Source organism: Dethiosulfovibrio russensis (assembly GCF_021568855.1).
In the GTDB taxonomy this organism is placed as follows: domain Bacteria; phylum Synergistota; class Synergistia; order Synergistales; family Dethiosulfovibrionaceae; genus Dethiosulfovibrio; species Dethiosulfovibrio russensis.
The window spans coordinates 17247-31634 of sequence record NZ_JAKGUG010000003.1 but is presented as its reverse complement, the minus strand read 5'-3'; the positions used below and the strand labels follow the sequence as shown (position 1 = coordinate 31634).

Sequence of the window (14388 nt, the reverse complement as noted above, 5' to 3'; positions counted from 1 at the left end):
ATGGTTATCTCCCTTCCATCTCTACTTCTCTTTTAAAATTTCGAGTTACCCAGGCGATTTCATCGTCCCTGGTATCGACAGTTCCGTCCAGCCTGGCCAGAAGCAGCGAGTCCAGGATTTTTCCGACGTGAGGCCCTTCCGAATATCCCATGGCCAATATATCGCTTCCGGACAACATGGGCTTCACCTTGATTAACCTGGTCAGATACAGCAGTATCCTTCTCCTGAAACGCCAACGAGCGGTGGAAAGAGCCCAATAGAGGGCTACCACCGGAGAGACGTCCCTCAGAAAGGTCACTATCTCCGAGTTTCTTCTGGAAGACCGGCCTCCTATGGCTTCCTCCGCCCCTCCCAATCCGTCAACGCTCATCCGAAGAAGAGATCTCTCCCTGGCACCCAGGTTCAATCTATCGGCAACCCTGGGCCACAGGTCGTCCGGCCCCTCTTGGAGCAAGGCGGCCAGAGGGGCTATCCATAGGTCGTCTCCCAGGGGGATCAACTCCTTGGCCATTCTACCTCTCGCTACGGAGAGACGACGCAGAGTTCTGGCTACCCTGTTGCCCAGGTGTATTCCTGGAAAGAGGGGCTCCCAGAGTCCCAGTTCGGCCATTCTCTTGACTATGGGCCAGGGTCTGGGCTCCTTCAATGATATCTCCAGCTCCGATCTCAAACGAAACCCGGAGAGCCCGCCAAACAAGCCGCCTCTCACGCAGTTTTTCATCGTTCTGAGAGCGTTATCGTCCAGGTCGAAACCGAGCCTCTGCTCGAGCCTGACTCCTCTAAAGATTCTGGTCGGGTCCTCAACAAAGCTGAGGTTGTGCAGGGTTCTCAGCTTACGAGACAGGATATCTCGCCTTCCGCCAAAGTAGTCTATCAGGGTTCCCCAAGTCTCCCCTCCGATGGAGAGAGCCATGGCGTTGACTGTAAAATCCCTCCTGTAGAGATCGTGTTTCAGTGAGTCGCTGGAGACGGTCGGCTGAGCCGTGGGGAATTCGTAAAACTCCCTCCTGGCAGTGGCGACGTCCACCTTTCTTCCGTCCGGAAAGGCGATCGTGCCGGTTTTGAAGCGACCGTGAAGCGATACGTCGGCACCGTCTCTCTCCCAGGATTTTATGAAGCCGGTGGCGTCGCCCTCCACCACAACGTCAAGATCCGTGACGGGTCGATCGAGCAGTAGATCTCTCACGACACCTCCTACGACATAGGCGGCCATTCCCATATCGTGGGCCCTGCGCCCCATCGTTTTAAGCAGTTCTCTGTCGGAGCAGGAAAGCCCCTTGTCCAACAGACGTTCCATAGGCTCGGTCCAAGGGTAATCCGGGGCTATCTGCCTTTCCTCCATGGGCATAGATGCGGGGTAGAGAGCCCTCAAAAGGTCGGTTCTGGTGACTATTCCTATCAGATCTCCGTTACGCACCACCGGCAGTCTGCCGATGTTGTGGGTTACCATGGATCGATGGGCTTCCTCTATGGAGGCCTGAGAGGAGACGGTTATGACCCCTTCCGTCATGAACTCCCCCACCATGGCCTCTCCGTATCCGTGTAGCTGAGCCTTGTCCAGGTCCTTTCTGGTTATAAGACCTATCAGATCTCCACGCCTGGTAACGGGAAGAGCGGAGTGACCGTAGCGAAGCATTATCCTGTAGGCGTCGTTTACAGAGCTGTCCTCGTCCACCGCCATGACGGGGCTGGTCATTATCCCCGACACGGTCATAACCGGGGTTATAAGCTCCTCGACCTTGTTTTCGAGAGACAGGAGAATCCTCTGAGGGCTCCTGTCGCTTACCGTAGCGGACGCAGCCTGGGGATGGCCTCCTCCGCCCAGAGGTTTAAGCAGAGATGACACGTCGAGAACGTTCTGTTTGCTTCTGCCGACAACGTAGGTGCGCCCCTCCATCCTCACGGCGGACAGGACTACGTCGGCGCTGAAAAAATCGCGAAGACGATGGACGAACAGGGACAGTCCCTCGATGTAGGTGTCGACCGCCGCCATGGTGAAGACAACTCTAGCACCGGCGATATACCTCTCCCAGGCGTTCTCCACCAACTTATCCATCATGCTGCGCTCCGAGGCGGAAAGCCCCATCTCTATAGCGGAGGGGATGAGGGTGAAATCCGCGCCGTATTCCCTCATGCGACACATCATCTCGTAGTCCCGTTTGGTGGTTCCGCCGAATATGAGGCCCCCGGTGTCCTCGTATATGCCAAGGGCGAAAAGGGTGGCCTCGTGGGGAGTCGGAGCTATCCCCCTGCGGAGCACCTCCTCGAGTATGAGGGTGACCGCCGCCCCCACAGGCTCTATTACCTTTTTGGATGCGTCTATCTCGTCGGAACAGGGCGGATGATGATCGTATACGTGGACGTCCACTTCCGGACGTCCCGCCAGAGGGGCGAGGACGCCCAGTCTCCGAACGGACCTGGTGTCGACGACTATCAGCTGGGTTACCTCGTCCATTCTGATTTTTCTTGGGGTCAGGACGGTCCACCGGTCGCGATGTCTTTTCAGAAAATCCCTGACGTTTCGTTCAGCCGATCCGGAAAAACACGGAACGCCGTCGGGATATAGTTTCCCGGCGGCGATCATGCTGGCGAGTGAGTCGAAGTCGCTGCCGACGTGACTGGTGATAACCTTCAAAGACAGGCCTCACAGAGGGCCTCTCTGAAAGACAAGCTGGCCCTCAGGACATCGGCTACGGCGAGAGGTGTCGGTTCCTTCTTTATGATCTCCGAAGCCACTCGAGATATCTCCGGCACCAGAGGTGCCAGGGTGTAGAATTGGACCTCCCAGTTGTCCGTGAGGAACTGGTCGTATCTGGAATAGGCCGTCTCCAGAGAGGCAAGGTTGGCCTGGTAGGCCAGTTTTTTGCCGAGGATGCCCGATATAAGCTGTCTGGCCTGTTTTTTGAAGGCGCATTGGATCTTGACCGTACATATGGACGACATCCGAAGCATCTTCTCGCCGTGGGACCTCAGGATATCCTTCAGTTCATCCAGGGATCCGTCGTTAGTGACCACCAGATCCGCCATTGATTTCTTCTCCTCAGAGGATATGAGGAACTTCTCTCTCCTGTCCAGCTCGTCTCCGTTCAGGCCTCTTGAAGAGTTTCTCGCTACCCTGTTTTCCGGAGACGCCGTCACGTAAAGGGTCATATCGCACCAATAGGGAACGTCGGACTCGAAAAGCAAGGGGATCTCCACCACCACCCAGCCCCGTTCCGCCGAAAGCCCGGAGGCCATCTCGCTTCGGACCATGGGATGGATTAGTCGGCAAAGCCAACGATATTCCTTCTCTTCTCCGAAAAAACGCTCCGCGACTGCGGAGGGGGAGATTTTTCCGTCTTCGTTCAAGACGGAGTCGCCCCATCTGTCTCGGGCCGCGTCCACCAGCTCCCTGTGGTTCCAAAGTCTACGGACTATTTGATCCGCGTCTATGACCCTGGCACCCATGTTGCCCAAGATGGAGGCCACTGTGGACTTACCGGCGCCGATATCCCCGGTAATTCCCAAAACGAACATGATTAGGTCCCTCCCCTGCTCTGCTCTCTACGACCCGGTAGTTCTCGGGTATCTCCCATATGAATCTGGAAACGTCGTTATTCATCACGGAACCGAAAAGACGCCGAAACCGAGACGAGGTCAGATATAGCCTCTCTTCGGCTCTGGTCATTCCGACGTAACAAAGCCTTCGTTCCTCCTCCAGTTCGTCTCTTCCTCCATCCAGGGATCTTCCGTGAGGAAAGATTCCATCCTCCATTCCAACCACGAAAACTACCGGGAATTCCAGCCCCTTGGCGGCGTGGAGAGAGGACAGGCTGATACCATCCGGTATGTCGTCTACCTCTTGGTCGGTATAAAGGGCTATCTCGGCCAGGACGTCCTCCAGGCTCTCGGATCCGGGAGATATGGAGGTAAGCTCCATAACGTTCTCCCTGCGCTCCTCGAATTGATCGGGGTACCCCTTCTCCAGGTAGGATCCGTAGCCTATAACGTCCATTATATACTCAACGGCACGGTTCAAGTCGGAGCCTATGTCTATCAGCGATATCATATGCCGGGCCAAATCCCTTATGCCCTTATCGCCCTTTCCCCTGAGACCGCAACCTCCGTCCGCTATGCGACACCAGGTCGTCCTGGCCTCGGCGGCGTGGGTCGAGAGGTAGTTTTCCACCGACTCCAATCCCTTTGCGCCCAGTCCTCTCGGGGGCACGTTGGCCACCCTTGCCAAAGCGCTGGCGTCTCTGGGGTTTACTGCTAGACGAAGGTAGGAGATGGCGTCTTTTATCTCTTTTCTGTCGTAGAAAGCGGTGCCCTTGACGACTCTGTAAGGGATCCCCCTTTTTACGAACTCCTGTTCGAAGTTTCTGCTAAGAGCGTTCATTCTGTAAAGCACCGCCATGTCGGTGTAGCGGTATCCGAGGGACAACAGCTCCTCGACCACGTCGGAAACGTAACGTGCCTCGGAACGCTCGTCCCCCAAGGTCACGACGTTTATAGGCTCTCCTCCGGAACGGGCTGTCCAGAGCCTCTTTTCCGGACGGTTTACGTTGTTGCCTATCACGGAGTTGGCTGCGTCCAGTATGGTCTCGGTCGATCTGTAGTTCTGCTCCAGGAGGATCACCTTCGATCCGGGAAAGTGCCGTTCGAATCCAAGGATAACCGACATGTCCGCCCCTCTCCATCCGTAGATCGACTGATCCGGATCCCCTACAGCCATTACGTTAGGAGAGTCTCCGGCCAGAAGGCGAAGGAGGGCGAACTGGGGACGGTTCACGTCCTGGTATTCGTCCACCAATATCCAGTCCAGTCTATCCCTCTCTTTTTTCAGTATATCCCGATCGGTGGACATGAGATGAAGCGGCATGACGATGAGGTCGTCGAAATCGAAGGCACCCTGCTCCTTCAGGGATTTGGTATAGCGACTGTAGAGCTCCGCCATATCTCCTTCCAGAATAGTTCCGTCCATGGTAACCGGATCCGAGGCAGTCTTGGCCTTGGATATACATTCCAGGACCCAGGAAGGCTCCATCTGAGAGGTGTCCAACTTCATGGCCTTCATGGATTTTTTCACCAGGGAAAGCGAGTCTCCTCTGTCGAAGACAACGAAGTTTCTCCTGTATCCCCGGGCCTCCAGGGCGTCTCTGTTTCTGAAGAGCATCTGAAGCCCGAAGGAATGGAAGGTGGAGATCTGACCGTAGGGGTATCCGCCGTCCAGCATGGAGTCTACTCTATCCTTCATCTCACGGGCAGCCTTGTTGGTGAAAGTGACTGCCAGGATCCGCCAGGGAGGAACCGACCGCTCCGCCACCAGCCAGGCCAGCTTGCTCGTCAAGACCCTGGTCTTGCCACTTCCGGCTCCGGCCAAGACGAGAAGAGGGGTCCCCTCGTAGGAGACCGCCTCCCTCTGTCGAGGATTAAGACTCTCTAAGACAGGAGAGTCCTTCGTCATCCGTTCCTTTTCTCCTCTAGCCAGCTACGGAGGATCCGAGACCATTCCTCCAGTCCCTCTCCCTTGGCGCAGGACATATCCAGACGCTTCGCCTTCGGGTTCATCTTACCGACATCGCCCCAGTAGAGATCCAGGTCGAAAGGCACGTAGGGCAGCAGGTCCGTCTTGGTGAGGACCACGGCGGAAGCCTCGGTGAAAAGCAGAGGATACTTGAGGGGTTTGTCCGGTCCCTCCGGCACGGAGGAGATGGCGACCTTGTGATCCTCTCCTATGTCGAACTCGGCGGGGCACACCAGGTTACCCACGTTCTCGACGAAGATTATATCCAGTTCGTCCAAAGGCAGCTTGTCTATGGTGGAGTCCACCCAGTTCGCCTCGAGATGACAACCTCCGTCGGTGTTTATCTGGATCGAGGGCACACCTGTGGCCTCGATTCTCTTGGCATCCCTGTCGGTGGCGACGTCGCCCTCTATCACTGCCGCTCTGAGGCCGTCCTTGCCCAGGGTTTTCTCCAGAAGGGTGGTCTTGCCGGAACCGGGAGAGCCTATGAGATTGACCATGAGGATTCCCTTCTCCTTCAGGCGATCCTTGATCTTCTGAGCGTAGCTGAGGTCCGCCGCCATAACCGCCTGTTGAACTTCTACTTTTTTCGTAGTCATCGTTCCTGCACCTCCAGGGATTCCAGTTCTAGTTCCATTCCTTGTTCCATATCCACTTCCATCCCTCCACAGGAAGGACAGAGATACCCAAGTTCCTCCTCGCCCCAATGGGCTCCACAGCCCCGGCAGGAAAACTTTATGGGCACCGAGATTATAGCAAGTTCCGCCCCTTCCATGGGAGTTCCCTTCACCGATACTTCGAAGGCGAACTTCATGACGTCCGGTATTACCTGACGCATGGCTCCCACCCTGAGGGTCACCGATTTGACCGAGGACCATCCGTTTTCGTCCACCATCTTTTCTAGGCTTTCCAAAATAGCGCTGACCAGGGACATCTCGTGCAAGCGATCACCTCCGCTGAAGCAGACAAGTCACAACAATTTAAAAAGGGGCCCCTAGGGCCCCTCCGGTAAGGTTCAAATCTAGTCCGTAGGTTCCAATAGGCCGTATCCGCCGGACTTTCTCTTGTAGACGACGTTCATGGAACCGTTCTCGGCATTGGAAAAGATGAAGAACGAATGTCCTAAAAGATCCATCTGCATACAGGCTTCCTCTGCACTCATGGGCCTGAGAGGGAACTTCTTGACCTTAACGATCTTCTCGTCCTTCTCCTCCACCGCCGGCTTCGACATATCCGCCAGAATCTCGTCTATGTTGAACGATACGTCGTGGGTCTTAAGCTGAACTCTATCGACAAGATACTTCTTGTGCCTGCGTATGCGCCTCTCAAGATTCTTGAGGGCTATATCGAAGGCCTTTCTCAGATCCGAATCCCTCTCCTCTCCCCTCATGATGACGCCGTTGACGTTGGAGGTCACCTCGACGGTGTGAATACCCCGACTGAGATTGAGGACGATCTGGTTATCAAGGATCTTGGGGAAGAATTTCTCCAGTTTGGAGAGCTTCCTCTCCATGTATTCCTTCAGTTCGTCCGCCAGTTCCACGTTGCGAGTAACAAAACGAATGTCCATTCTATTTCCTCCCTTCCTCCAACAGGTGCGCCTATCTACGCAATCGTATTTTAACACCTGTCCTCACATCTCTGCAACCGATGGAGGCTTACATAAAGTATAAACGACTTTCGTCAAAAGGACGAGACCGCTGTAGCTTTTCCTCGTTTTTTTTGTTTAAATGGCTGTACGCGATTACGGAACGACAAATAATCTAAGGAGATGAGCGGAATGGTTCTTTCTGAAAGGGCACGAACGCTTGAACCTTCGGCCACGCTGGCCGTGGTGGCCAAGGCCAAGGCTATGAAGAGGGAGGGTAAGCCCGTAATTTCCTTCGGTGCCGGAGAGCCGGACTTCAACTCGCCCGAGTCCGCCCTCAAGTACGCAGTAGAGGCGATGGAAAAAGGTTACACCCACTATACTCCCGGAACCGGAATACCGGAGCTCAAGGAGGCCGTGTGTTCCTACTACTCCAAGAGGTTCGGCCTGGAATACGCCCCGGGAGACGTCGTCGTAGGAGCGGGAGCCAAGATACTTCTCTACGAAGCCCTCAGCTGTCTGGTCGACCCAGGAGACGAGGTTATAGTGTTCGCTCCCGCCTGGGTCAGCTATGTGGAACAGATCCGCTTATGCGGGGGTAAAGAGGTCATAGTGGACACATCAGAAACCGACTCCATTCCGGACCTGAACGAGGTAAGACGGGTGATATCGGACAAGACGAAATGTATGATGATAAATTCGCCCAACAATCCCACCGGTGCCGTCTACGACGAGGAAACCCTTAAGGGCTTGGCCTCTATAGCGGTGGAGAACGACATAGTCATAATATACGACGAGATATACGAACAGCTGGTCTACGGCGATGCCGCCCACCATCAGATAGTCGCACTGGCTCCGGAGGTCCGGGACCATACGATAATCATAAACGGGGTCAGCAAGGCCTACGCCATGACGGGGTGGAGGATAGGCTACGCCCTGGGACCGTCCGAACTGATGGCCAAGGTAGGAGCGGTGCAGGGACACCTCACGTCCAACCCCTGCTCCATAGCTCAGTACGCTGCCCTAGGAGCCCTGAAGGAAGCCGACGGCGACATAGTAAAGATGCACGGTCACTTTTCCGATAGAAGAGACCTCATCCTCAAGCTCCTCGGAGATGTACCTCTGATCGAGTTCGTAGAGCCTCAGGGAGCTTTTTACGTTCTGGTCAACGTTAAAAAAGCCCTGGGCAAGAGCTGCGACGGAGAGAAACTGACCGACGACGTCCATTTCTGCCAGAAACTGCTGGACAAGTCATATGTGGCGATGGTTCCGGGCAGCGCCTTCTTCGCGCCGGGCCACATAAGGGTGTCCTACTCCAACTCGACGGAGGAGATCGTAGAGGGAATTAAACGACTCAAGGAGTTCATAGAGAAGCTGAGTTAAACGACATGACATACTACGAACGGGGTCCTTCTCGAAGGACCCCGTTCGCTTTACCTATATCCAATTCATATGGCTTGCCAATATCTCCAGACCTATGAGGCAGAGACAAAGGCCTCCCAACATCTCAGCTCTGTGTCCAGTGACACTTCCCAGACGACACCCGGCCATCGCTCCGAATACGGAAAGAAGGTAGGTTATAACCCCGGCAGCTAGGGCCAGAGGCATGACGGACTCCCCTAAAGTGGCGGTGGAAAAACCGACCGCCATGGCGTCGATGGAGGTAGCCACGGCCAGTCCCAGCAGAACTCTGGTCTTGGCGGTGTCCAGACCGGAGCAGTCTTTGTTGGGCTTGAGAGACTCGAATATCATGTTCCCCCCGACGAACCAGAGGAGACCGGCGGCTATCCAATGATCCCAGGCCGACACGAAAGACACAGCGGTAGCTCCCAAGAACCCGCCTAACAGGGGCATGGCAAACTGGAAAAAACCGAACATAAAGGCCATCCGGAGGATCTGCCTTACCGGCATACCGCACCGACAGGCCCCGGCGCCTAGAGAGACCGAAAAAGCGTCCATCGCCAGAGCGGACGCCGTAGCTACGACCACATCCATCTCGGCCATCCACCGTTACCGTTCAATTGACGGACCAGACGAGCTTCACCGCCTCGCCGAGATTTTCACCCCGCTCTATGGGCCCGTAGACCCTGAGGGATTTTTTTGGAGGAATACCGACGTCGAACACGGCTACTCCGAGGTCTTCTCCCCCCGCCCCCTGGAAGACTACCTTCGCCTTCAGGGGCTGAAAGAGCTCGCCGTCGTTCTTCACCGTCAGGTAGAGACGATTCCACTTTATATGAGGCTTGCTCCAGGACAGGTTAAAATAACCGTCCACCTTCCCCGAGCCTGGCAAGGCCGCCCAGGCCGTTCCTATCGAAGCTAAGGCCAGCAAAACAGCCGAAAAGATGGCAAGATACTTTTTCATCGAACTCCCCCTATACACGATGTCAATTCACCGGATTTCTCGGTTCCTTTCCTTCCAGCACGTCCAGCATGTTGGACACGGCCATTGTAGCCATGGCATCCCTTGCCTCCCTGGTGGCGCTGCCTATGTGGGGCAACATGACCACGTTTTCAAGTGACAGAAGGGGATCCTCCGGCGATATCGGCTCCTCGTCGTAGACGTCGAGACCGGCGGCGCCGATGACCCCGTCCCTGAGGGACTCGTAGAGTGACGTCTGGTCTACCACAGGGCCTCTGGATGTGTTTACCAAAACCGCGTCCTGCTTCATCCTCTCCAGCTCTTTCTTCCCGATAAGCCCTCTCGTACGATCGTTCAGAGGGCAATGGAGGCTCAGGTAGTCGCTTTTCTCCAGGATCTCTTCAAATGAGACCCATCGGGGGCCGTCGCCCTGATCCGTCGCAGGACCTCCCGAAGGGGTGTGATAGATTACCTTCATGCCGAATCCGGCTGCCCTTCGAGCCACGGCCTTCCCTATTCTTCCGAAGCCTATCAAGCCCAGAGTCTTGCCGAATATCTCCCGTCCGAGCAGCATGGTGGGATGCCAACAGGTCCATTTTCCGGAACGAAGATACCTCTCCGCCTCGGTGAACCTGCGGGAAGCCGCCACTAGCAATCCAAAGGCGATGTCGGCGGTGGCCTCCGTCAGAACTCCAGGGGTGTTCGTTATCTTTACCCCTCTAGAAGTGGCCTCCTCCACGTCGACGTTGTTGTAGCCTACCGCGTAGTTGCTGACCACCTTAACCCTCGGGGCGTTATCGAAGAACTCCGAGTCCACCTTTTCGGTCAACATGGTTATAACTCCGTCCACGTCGGATATCTCCTCCAAGAGCAGGTCCCTCGGAACCGGTCCGTCTCCGTCCCAACACCGATATTCCACTTTTCCGTTCAATAAATTTAAACCGGCCTCCGGAATTTTATGGCACACATAGACTTTATTCATGGTATTCCTCCTTTTCAACAGAGCCTCTCAAAGGTATCATAAGACGATTCGGAGAGAAAGCATTTAAAATCCTGATCCCCTGCGACAGGGTGTCTCGTTGAAATGCTTTTCAACCAGGTCTATACTTATATTATATTCTTTAAGTAAAGACATCTTCATTATTTCAGGAGGGATCATCGTGGCAAGTTGGCTAGAAAGGCAGTTTAAACTGAAAGAAGTCGGGAGCGACGTAAAGACGGAGGTAATGGCCGGTATCACCACCTTCATGACCATGGGGTACATAATTTTCGTCAACCCGGACATATTGTCCAAGACGGGGATGCCTTTCGGTCCTCTCATGGTAGCGACCTGTCTCGCCAGCGCTCTGGCGACTTTACTCATGGCGTTAATGGCCAACTACCCCATAGCTCTCTCGTCCGGCATGGGACTCAACGCCTTCTTCGCCTTTTCCGTGGTTCTGGGGATGAACATACCCTGGGAAGTGGCCTTGGCGGCGATCTTCGTGGAAGGACTTCTATTCATAGTCCTTACACTGACCAAGATACGAGAGGCTATAGTCAACAGTATACCGAAATCCCTCAAGATCGGCATCTCTACCGGGATAGGCTTTTTCATAGCCCTCATCGGACTGGAGGGAGCTGGAATCATCGTAGACAATCCCGCCACCCTGGTAGGTCTGGGCGATCTGGCCTCCAAGCCGGTCATACTTACGATCATCGGCTTCGTCATAATGATGGCCCTGGAAGCCCACAGAGTCAAGGGTGCCATCCTATGGGGAATCCTGGCCGTAACTGCCATAGCTGTGCCTATGGGAGTGGCTTCCATGCCGGAAGGGGTAGTCTCCATGCCTCCCTCCATCTCTCCGATTTTCATGAAGATGGATTTCTCTCAGCTGGCGAACGGAACTTTCTGGATCATAGTCTTTACGTTCTTTTTCGTTGACTTTTTCGACACTGTCGGCACTCTGGTCGGTGTCACCAACAGGGCCGGACTTCTTGACGACAAGGGCAACCTGCCCAGGGCCAGAAGCGCCCTCATGGCGGACGCCATTGGGACAACCTGCGGAGCGGTTCTCGGCACATCGACTATCACCTCCTTCGTTGAAAGCGCCAGTGGAGTCGAACAGGGCGGCAGGACCGGGCTCACAGCTCTCGTGACGTCGATACTCTTCCTTTTGGCCATTTTCTTCAGCCCCATTGTGTCCATCGTTCCGGCCTGTGCGACCGCACCTGCTCTGATAATGGTCGGGGTCTATATGATGATGAGCCTCAAAGACCTGGACTTCGGCAGCTATACCGACGTAATTCCGGCGGCTATAGCGATATTCATCATGCCTTTCAGCTACAGCATAGCCAACGGAATAGAGTTCGGCATCCTCACTTTCGTGATCCTCAAGTTCGTGGCCTGCAAGAAAAACGAGATAAGCCCCGTCATGTGGGGACTTTTCGTCATATTCATTCTCAAGGAGATATTCGTGTAAAAATCACCGCACGACAAAGAGGGGGCAGGGCTTTCGCTTCAGAGAGCCCTGCCCCTCTCTCTAGCGAGGGAAATGAAACAGAAAGGAGCGATATCCTATATGAACGTAAAATCCATGCTGGCTCAGGCCAGAGGCGAAAGGGAGGCGGACCTGGTTATATCCAACGTCACGGTTCCCAATCTGTTCAGTTTCGAGCTGGAGGTAACCGACGTAGCCGTTTCGGGCGACCTCATAGTAGGTGTAGGAGAGGGATACAGTGGAGCGAGAACCGTGGACGGGACTGGGAAGTATCTGGTCCCAGGGTTCATAGACGGACACTGCCACATAGAGAGCACCATGTTGACCCCGGAGGGATTCGCAGAGTTGGTTCTTCCTAGAGGGACGACTGCGGTATTCGCCGATCCCCACGAGATAGCCAATACGTCCGGAATGGCCGGACTGGAGTATATGCACAGGGCGTCCAGGTCCCTTCCTATGGACGTATTCCTGAACGCTCCGTCCTGCGTTCCGGCCTCTCCCTTCGAGACCCCCTTCGACAGGCTGGACTCTATGGCTTTGGACCAAATGTTCCGAAAAGGTTGGTGCACCGCCTTAGGCGAGGTGATGAACTATCCGGGCGTTCTGGAGGGCGATCCCGATCTATGGGGAAAGATACTCGTATCGGGAGATCAAGTTAAGACCGGACACGCTCCGGGGCTCACAGGAAAAGACCTGTGCGCCTATCTTCTCAGCCAATGTGATTCGGACCATGAATCCTACGAGCTGGGCGAGGCGATAGAAAAGCTTCGCAGAGGCATGTGGGTGATGATAAGAGAGGGAGCAAGCGAGCATAACCTGGAGGATCTGGCCCCGATGATAGTCCGGGACGAGAGACGGGGATGCCGATCCATGATGGTGAGCGACGATCTCAACGTCTCCTATCTCTTAAGCAGAGGACACATGGATGAGAAGCTCCGTATGGCTCAGAGACTAGGAATATCCTTCCTGACCGCGCTTAGAATGGTGACTCTGTCCGCCGCGGATTATTTCGGACTGAAGGACAGAGGAGCCATTGCACCGGGATACAGGGCCGACATGGTCCTCCTAGACTCCATGGAAAACTGCAGAGCCGAGATGGTCTGGAAGGACGGTACGTTGGTGGCGGAAAACGGATCCCTGTCCAGCTACCCTCTTGTCAGAGAGGGACGTTATCCATCTCCGTCCAAGACGACCGAGATCCCCGACTCGGAAGGCCTGAAGGTAAAATTCCAAGGCGGCAATATAAGGGTAATAGGCATAAAACCGGGACAGGTGGTGACGGAACACCTAGTAATGCCACCGAAGGTAAGGGACAACCTGGTTATATCCGACGTCGAGAAGGACGTCATAAAAATGGCGGTGGTCGACAGAAACACCGACAGCGGCAGAGTCGGCATAGGCTTCGTTCACGGAATAGGCTTAACAGGAGGTGCAATGGCATCCTCGGTGGCCCACGACGCCCATAATTTCGGCGTCATAGGGACGAACGACGACGACATGGTGTCGGCTCTCCGGGAGCTGAGACGCTTAGGCGGTGGATTCGTATCCGTGTTGGACGGAAAAGTCCTGTCCTCCCTCCCCCTGCCGGTCGGAGGGCTCATGAGCCAGGAAAACCCCGAAGAGATCATGGAGAAATACGAGAAGATGGAGGTATCGATCGAAAAACTGGGCTGTTCTCTGGAGCATCCTTTTATGGTTATGGCCTTTCTGTCTCTATCGGTGATACCGACGCTCAAGTTGACCGATCAGGGATACGTCGATCTGGATGCTGGAGGGCTGCTGGATCTCTTCGTATGAAAACGAAAAAAAGCGTAGGAGAAAGGGATCCCCTTCTCCTACGCTTTTAAAAAAGACTAGAACTTGGTGAGGATCTCCTCTTCCTTGTCCTTCATGACCTTGTCGATCTCCTGTATGTGCCCATCGGTTATCTTCTGGATCTGATCCAAAAAGTCGTGGTACTGGTCCTCGCCTATCTCCGATTCGTTCAGCTTTTTCTTGTAGAAATCGTTACAGTCCCGGCGCAGGTTTCTTACCGCGATCCTGGCCTCCTCGGAAAGCTTATGGACCATCTTGGTAAGCTCTTTGCGCCTGTCTCCCGTGAGCTCCGGCAGATTCAGCCTTATGACCTGTCCGTCGTTCTGAGGGGTTACGCCGAGATCGGAGCCCAAAATGGCCTTCTCCAAATCCTTGAGTACGGTCTTGTCGAAGGGAGTTATCAGAAGAGATCTCCCCTCCGGGACGCTTATGGTGGCAAGCTGTTTCAGCGGCGTGGACGACCCGTAGTAGTCCACCTTGATGTCGCTTACCAAACCAGGATGAGCCCTTCCTGTCCTGATTCCTACGAACTCCCCTTTCAGGAAGTCCACTGCTTTTTCCATTTTCTCTTCAAGATCGAATTTCGTTACCTCGCTCATGGAAACACTCTCCTTTTCGGTGGCGCTGATCTGTGATC

13 protein-coding genes are annotated in these 14388 nt (G+C 54.7%); 3 read left to right on the top strand and 10 right to left on the bottom strand.

Annotated features, from left to right (window positions below; translation table 11 throughout):
• Nucleotides 1-4: 4 nt before the first annotated feature.
• The 6 genes from L2W48_RS03560 to hpf all read right to left on the bottom strand — a co-directional run bounded on the left by L2W48_RS03560 (nucleotide 5) and on the right by hpf (nucleotide 7076).
• A complete protein-coding gene (locus L2W48_RS03560) occupies nucleotides 5-2635 on the bottom strand; it encodes a CBS domain-containing protein (RefSeq protein ID WP_236098661.1) in 2631 nt (876 codons plus the stop codon).
• Nucleotides 2632-3516 carry a dephospho-CoA kinase gene (gene coaE / locus L2W48_RS03555; protein ID WP_236098660.1) on the bottom strand — a complete coding sequence of 295 codons (885 nt, stop codon included), beginning with the start codon at nucleotides 3514-3516 and terminating at the stop codon, nucleotides 2632-2634. Before coaE ends, L2W48_RS03560 begins: the two co-directional genes overlap by 4 nt.
• Nucleotides 3476-5446 carry an ATP-dependent helicase gene (locus L2W48_RS03550; RefSeq protein WP_236098659.1) on the bottom strand — a complete coding sequence of 657 codons (1971 nt, stop codon included), beginning with the start codon at nucleotides 5444-5446 and terminating at the stop codon, nucleotides 3476-3478. Before L2W48_RS03550 ends, coaE begins: the two co-directional genes overlap by 41 nt.
• Nucleotides 5443-6105, bottom strand: a complete 663-nt coding sequence (hypB, locus tag L2W48_RS03545) for a hydrogenase nickel incorporation protein HypB (protein ID WP_236098658.1) — start codon at nucleotides 6103-6105, stop codon at nucleotides 5443-5445. The genes L2W48_RS03550 and hypB overlap by 4 nt, the downstream gene beginning before the upstream one ends.
• Complete coding sequence (locus tag L2W48_RS03540; RefSeq protein ID WP_236098909.1) at nucleotides 6102-6440, bottom strand: hydrogenase maturation nickel metallochaperone HypA; 339 nt, start codon at nucleotides 6438-6440, stop codon at nucleotides 6102-6104. Before L2W48_RS03540 ends, hypB begins: the two co-directional genes overlap by 4 nt.
• A gap of 87 nt (nucleotides 6441-6527) precedes the next feature.
• Entirely contained in the window at nucleotides 6528-7076 is a 549-nt protein-coding gene (gene hpf, locus L2W48_RS03535; protein ID WP_236098657.1) for a ribosome hibernation-promoting factor, HPF/YfiA family, read from the bottom strand.
• A 210-nt stretch (nucleotides 7077-7286) separates the two neighbouring features.
• On the opposite strand from hpf, the gene L2W48_RS03530 reads away from it, so the two are divergent.
• Nucleotides 7287-8477, top strand: a complete 1191-nt coding sequence (locus tag L2W48_RS03530) for a pyridoxal phosphate-dependent aminotransferase (RefSeq protein ID WP_236098656.1) — start codon at nucleotides 7287-7289, stop codon at nucleotides 8475-8477.
• A gap of 54 nt (nucleotides 8478-8531) precedes the next feature.
• On the opposite strand, the gene L2W48_RS03525 is transcribed toward L2W48_RS03530, so the two are convergent.
• The 3 genes from L2W48_RS03525 to L2W48_RS03515 are packed head-to-tail and all read right to left on the bottom strand — an operon-like array spanning nucleotide 8532 to nucleotide 10438.
• Nucleotides 8532-9098: a manganese efflux pump MntP gene (locus L2W48_RS03525; RefSeq protein ID WP_236098655.1), complete on the bottom strand. Its 567-nt coding sequence runs from the start codon at nucleotides 9096-9098 to the stop codon at nucleotides 8532-8534.
• 13 nt (nucleotides 9099-9111) lie between these two features.
• Nucleotides 9112-9459 (bottom strand): hypothetical protein, encoded by a 348-nt coding sequence (locus L2W48_RS03520; protein WP_236098654.1) that lies wholly within the window; start codon nucleotides 9457-9459, stop codon nucleotides 9112-9114.
• Between the two features lie 22 nt (nucleotides 9460-9481).
• Nucleotides 9482-10438, bottom strand: coding sequence for a 2-hydroxyacid dehydrogenase (locus tag L2W48_RS03515; protein ID WP_236098653.1), 957 nt, complete (start codon nucleotides 10436-10438; stop codon nucleotides 9482-9484).
• A gap of 178 nt (nucleotides 10439-10616) precedes the next feature.
• Here L2W48_RS03515 and L2W48_RS03510 point away from each other — a divergent pair, with 178 nt between their 5' ends.
• The gene (locus L2W48_RS03510; protein ID WP_236098652.1) at nucleotides 10617-11918 is read left to right on the top strand and encodes an NCS2 family permease; all 1302 of its coding nucleotides are present in this window, start codon (nucleotides 10617-10619) and stop codon (nucleotides 11916-11918) included.
• Between the two features lie 99 nt (nucleotides 11919-12017).
• Nucleotides 12018-13733, top strand: a complete 1716-nt coding sequence (gene ade, locus L2W48_RS03505; protein WP_236098651.1) for an adenine deaminase — start codon at nucleotides 12018-12020, stop codon at nucleotides 13731-13733.
• A 56-nt stretch (nucleotides 13734-13789) separates the two neighbouring features.
• Here the strand turns inward: ade and frr are convergent, their stop codons facing one another.
• Complete coding sequence (gene frr, locus L2W48_RS03500) at nucleotides 13790-14350, bottom strand: ribosome recycling factor (RefSeq protein ID WP_236098650.1); 561 nt, start codon at nucleotides 14348-14350, stop codon at nucleotides 13790-13792.
• Between the last annotated feature and the right edge of the window lie 38 nt (nucleotides 14351-14388).

What these genes read in the sequence shown, in the direction of transcription:
- coaE (WP_236098660.1), bottom strand. Translation starts at nt 3,516, where the DNA reads ATGTTCGTTTTGGGAATTACCGGGGATATCGGCGCCGGTAAGTCCACA.
- L2W48_RS03550 (WP_236098659.1), bottom strand. Translation starts at nt 5,446, where the DNA reads ATGACGAAGGACTCTCCTGTCTTAGAGAGTCTTAATCCTCGACAGAGG.
- hypB (WP_236098658.1), bottom strand. Translation starts at nt 6,105, where the DNA reads ATGACTACGAAAAAAGTAGAAGTTCAACAGGCGGTTATGGCGGCGGAC.
- L2W48_RS03540 (WP_236098909.1), bottom strand. Translation starts at nt 6,440, where the DNA reads ATGTCCCTGGTCAGCGCTATTTTGGAAAGCCTAGAAAAGATGGTGGAC.
- hpf (WP_236098657.1), bottom strand. Translation starts at nt 7,076, where the DNA reads ATGGACATTCGTTTTGTTACTCGCAACGTGGAACTGGCGGACGAACTG.
- L2W48_RS03530 (WP_236098656.1), top strand. Translation starts at nt 7,287, where the DNA reads ATGGTTCTTTCTGAAAGGGCACGAACGCTTGAACCTTCGGCCACGCTG.
- L2W48_RS03525 (WP_236098655.1), bottom strand. Translation starts at nt 9,098, where the DNA reads ATGGCCGAGATGGATGTGGTCGTAGCTACGGCGTCCGCTCTGGCGATG.
- L2W48_RS03520 (WP_236098654.1), bottom strand. Translation starts at nt 9,459, where the DNA reads ATGAAAAAGTATCTTGCCATCTTTTCGGCTGTTTTGCTGGCCTTAGCT.
- L2W48_RS03515 (WP_236098653.1), bottom strand. Translation starts at nt 10,438, where the DNA reads ATGAATAAAGTCTATGTGTGCCATAAAATTCCGGAGGCCGGTTTAAAT.
- ade (WP_236098651.1), top strand. Translation starts at nt 12,018, where the DNA reads ATGAACGTAAAATCCATGCTGGCTCAGGCCAGAGGCGAAAGGGAGGCG.
- frr (WP_236098650.1), bottom strand. Translation starts at nt 14,350, where the DNA reads ATGAGCGAGGTAACGAAATTCGATCTTGAAGAGAAAATGGAAAAAGCA.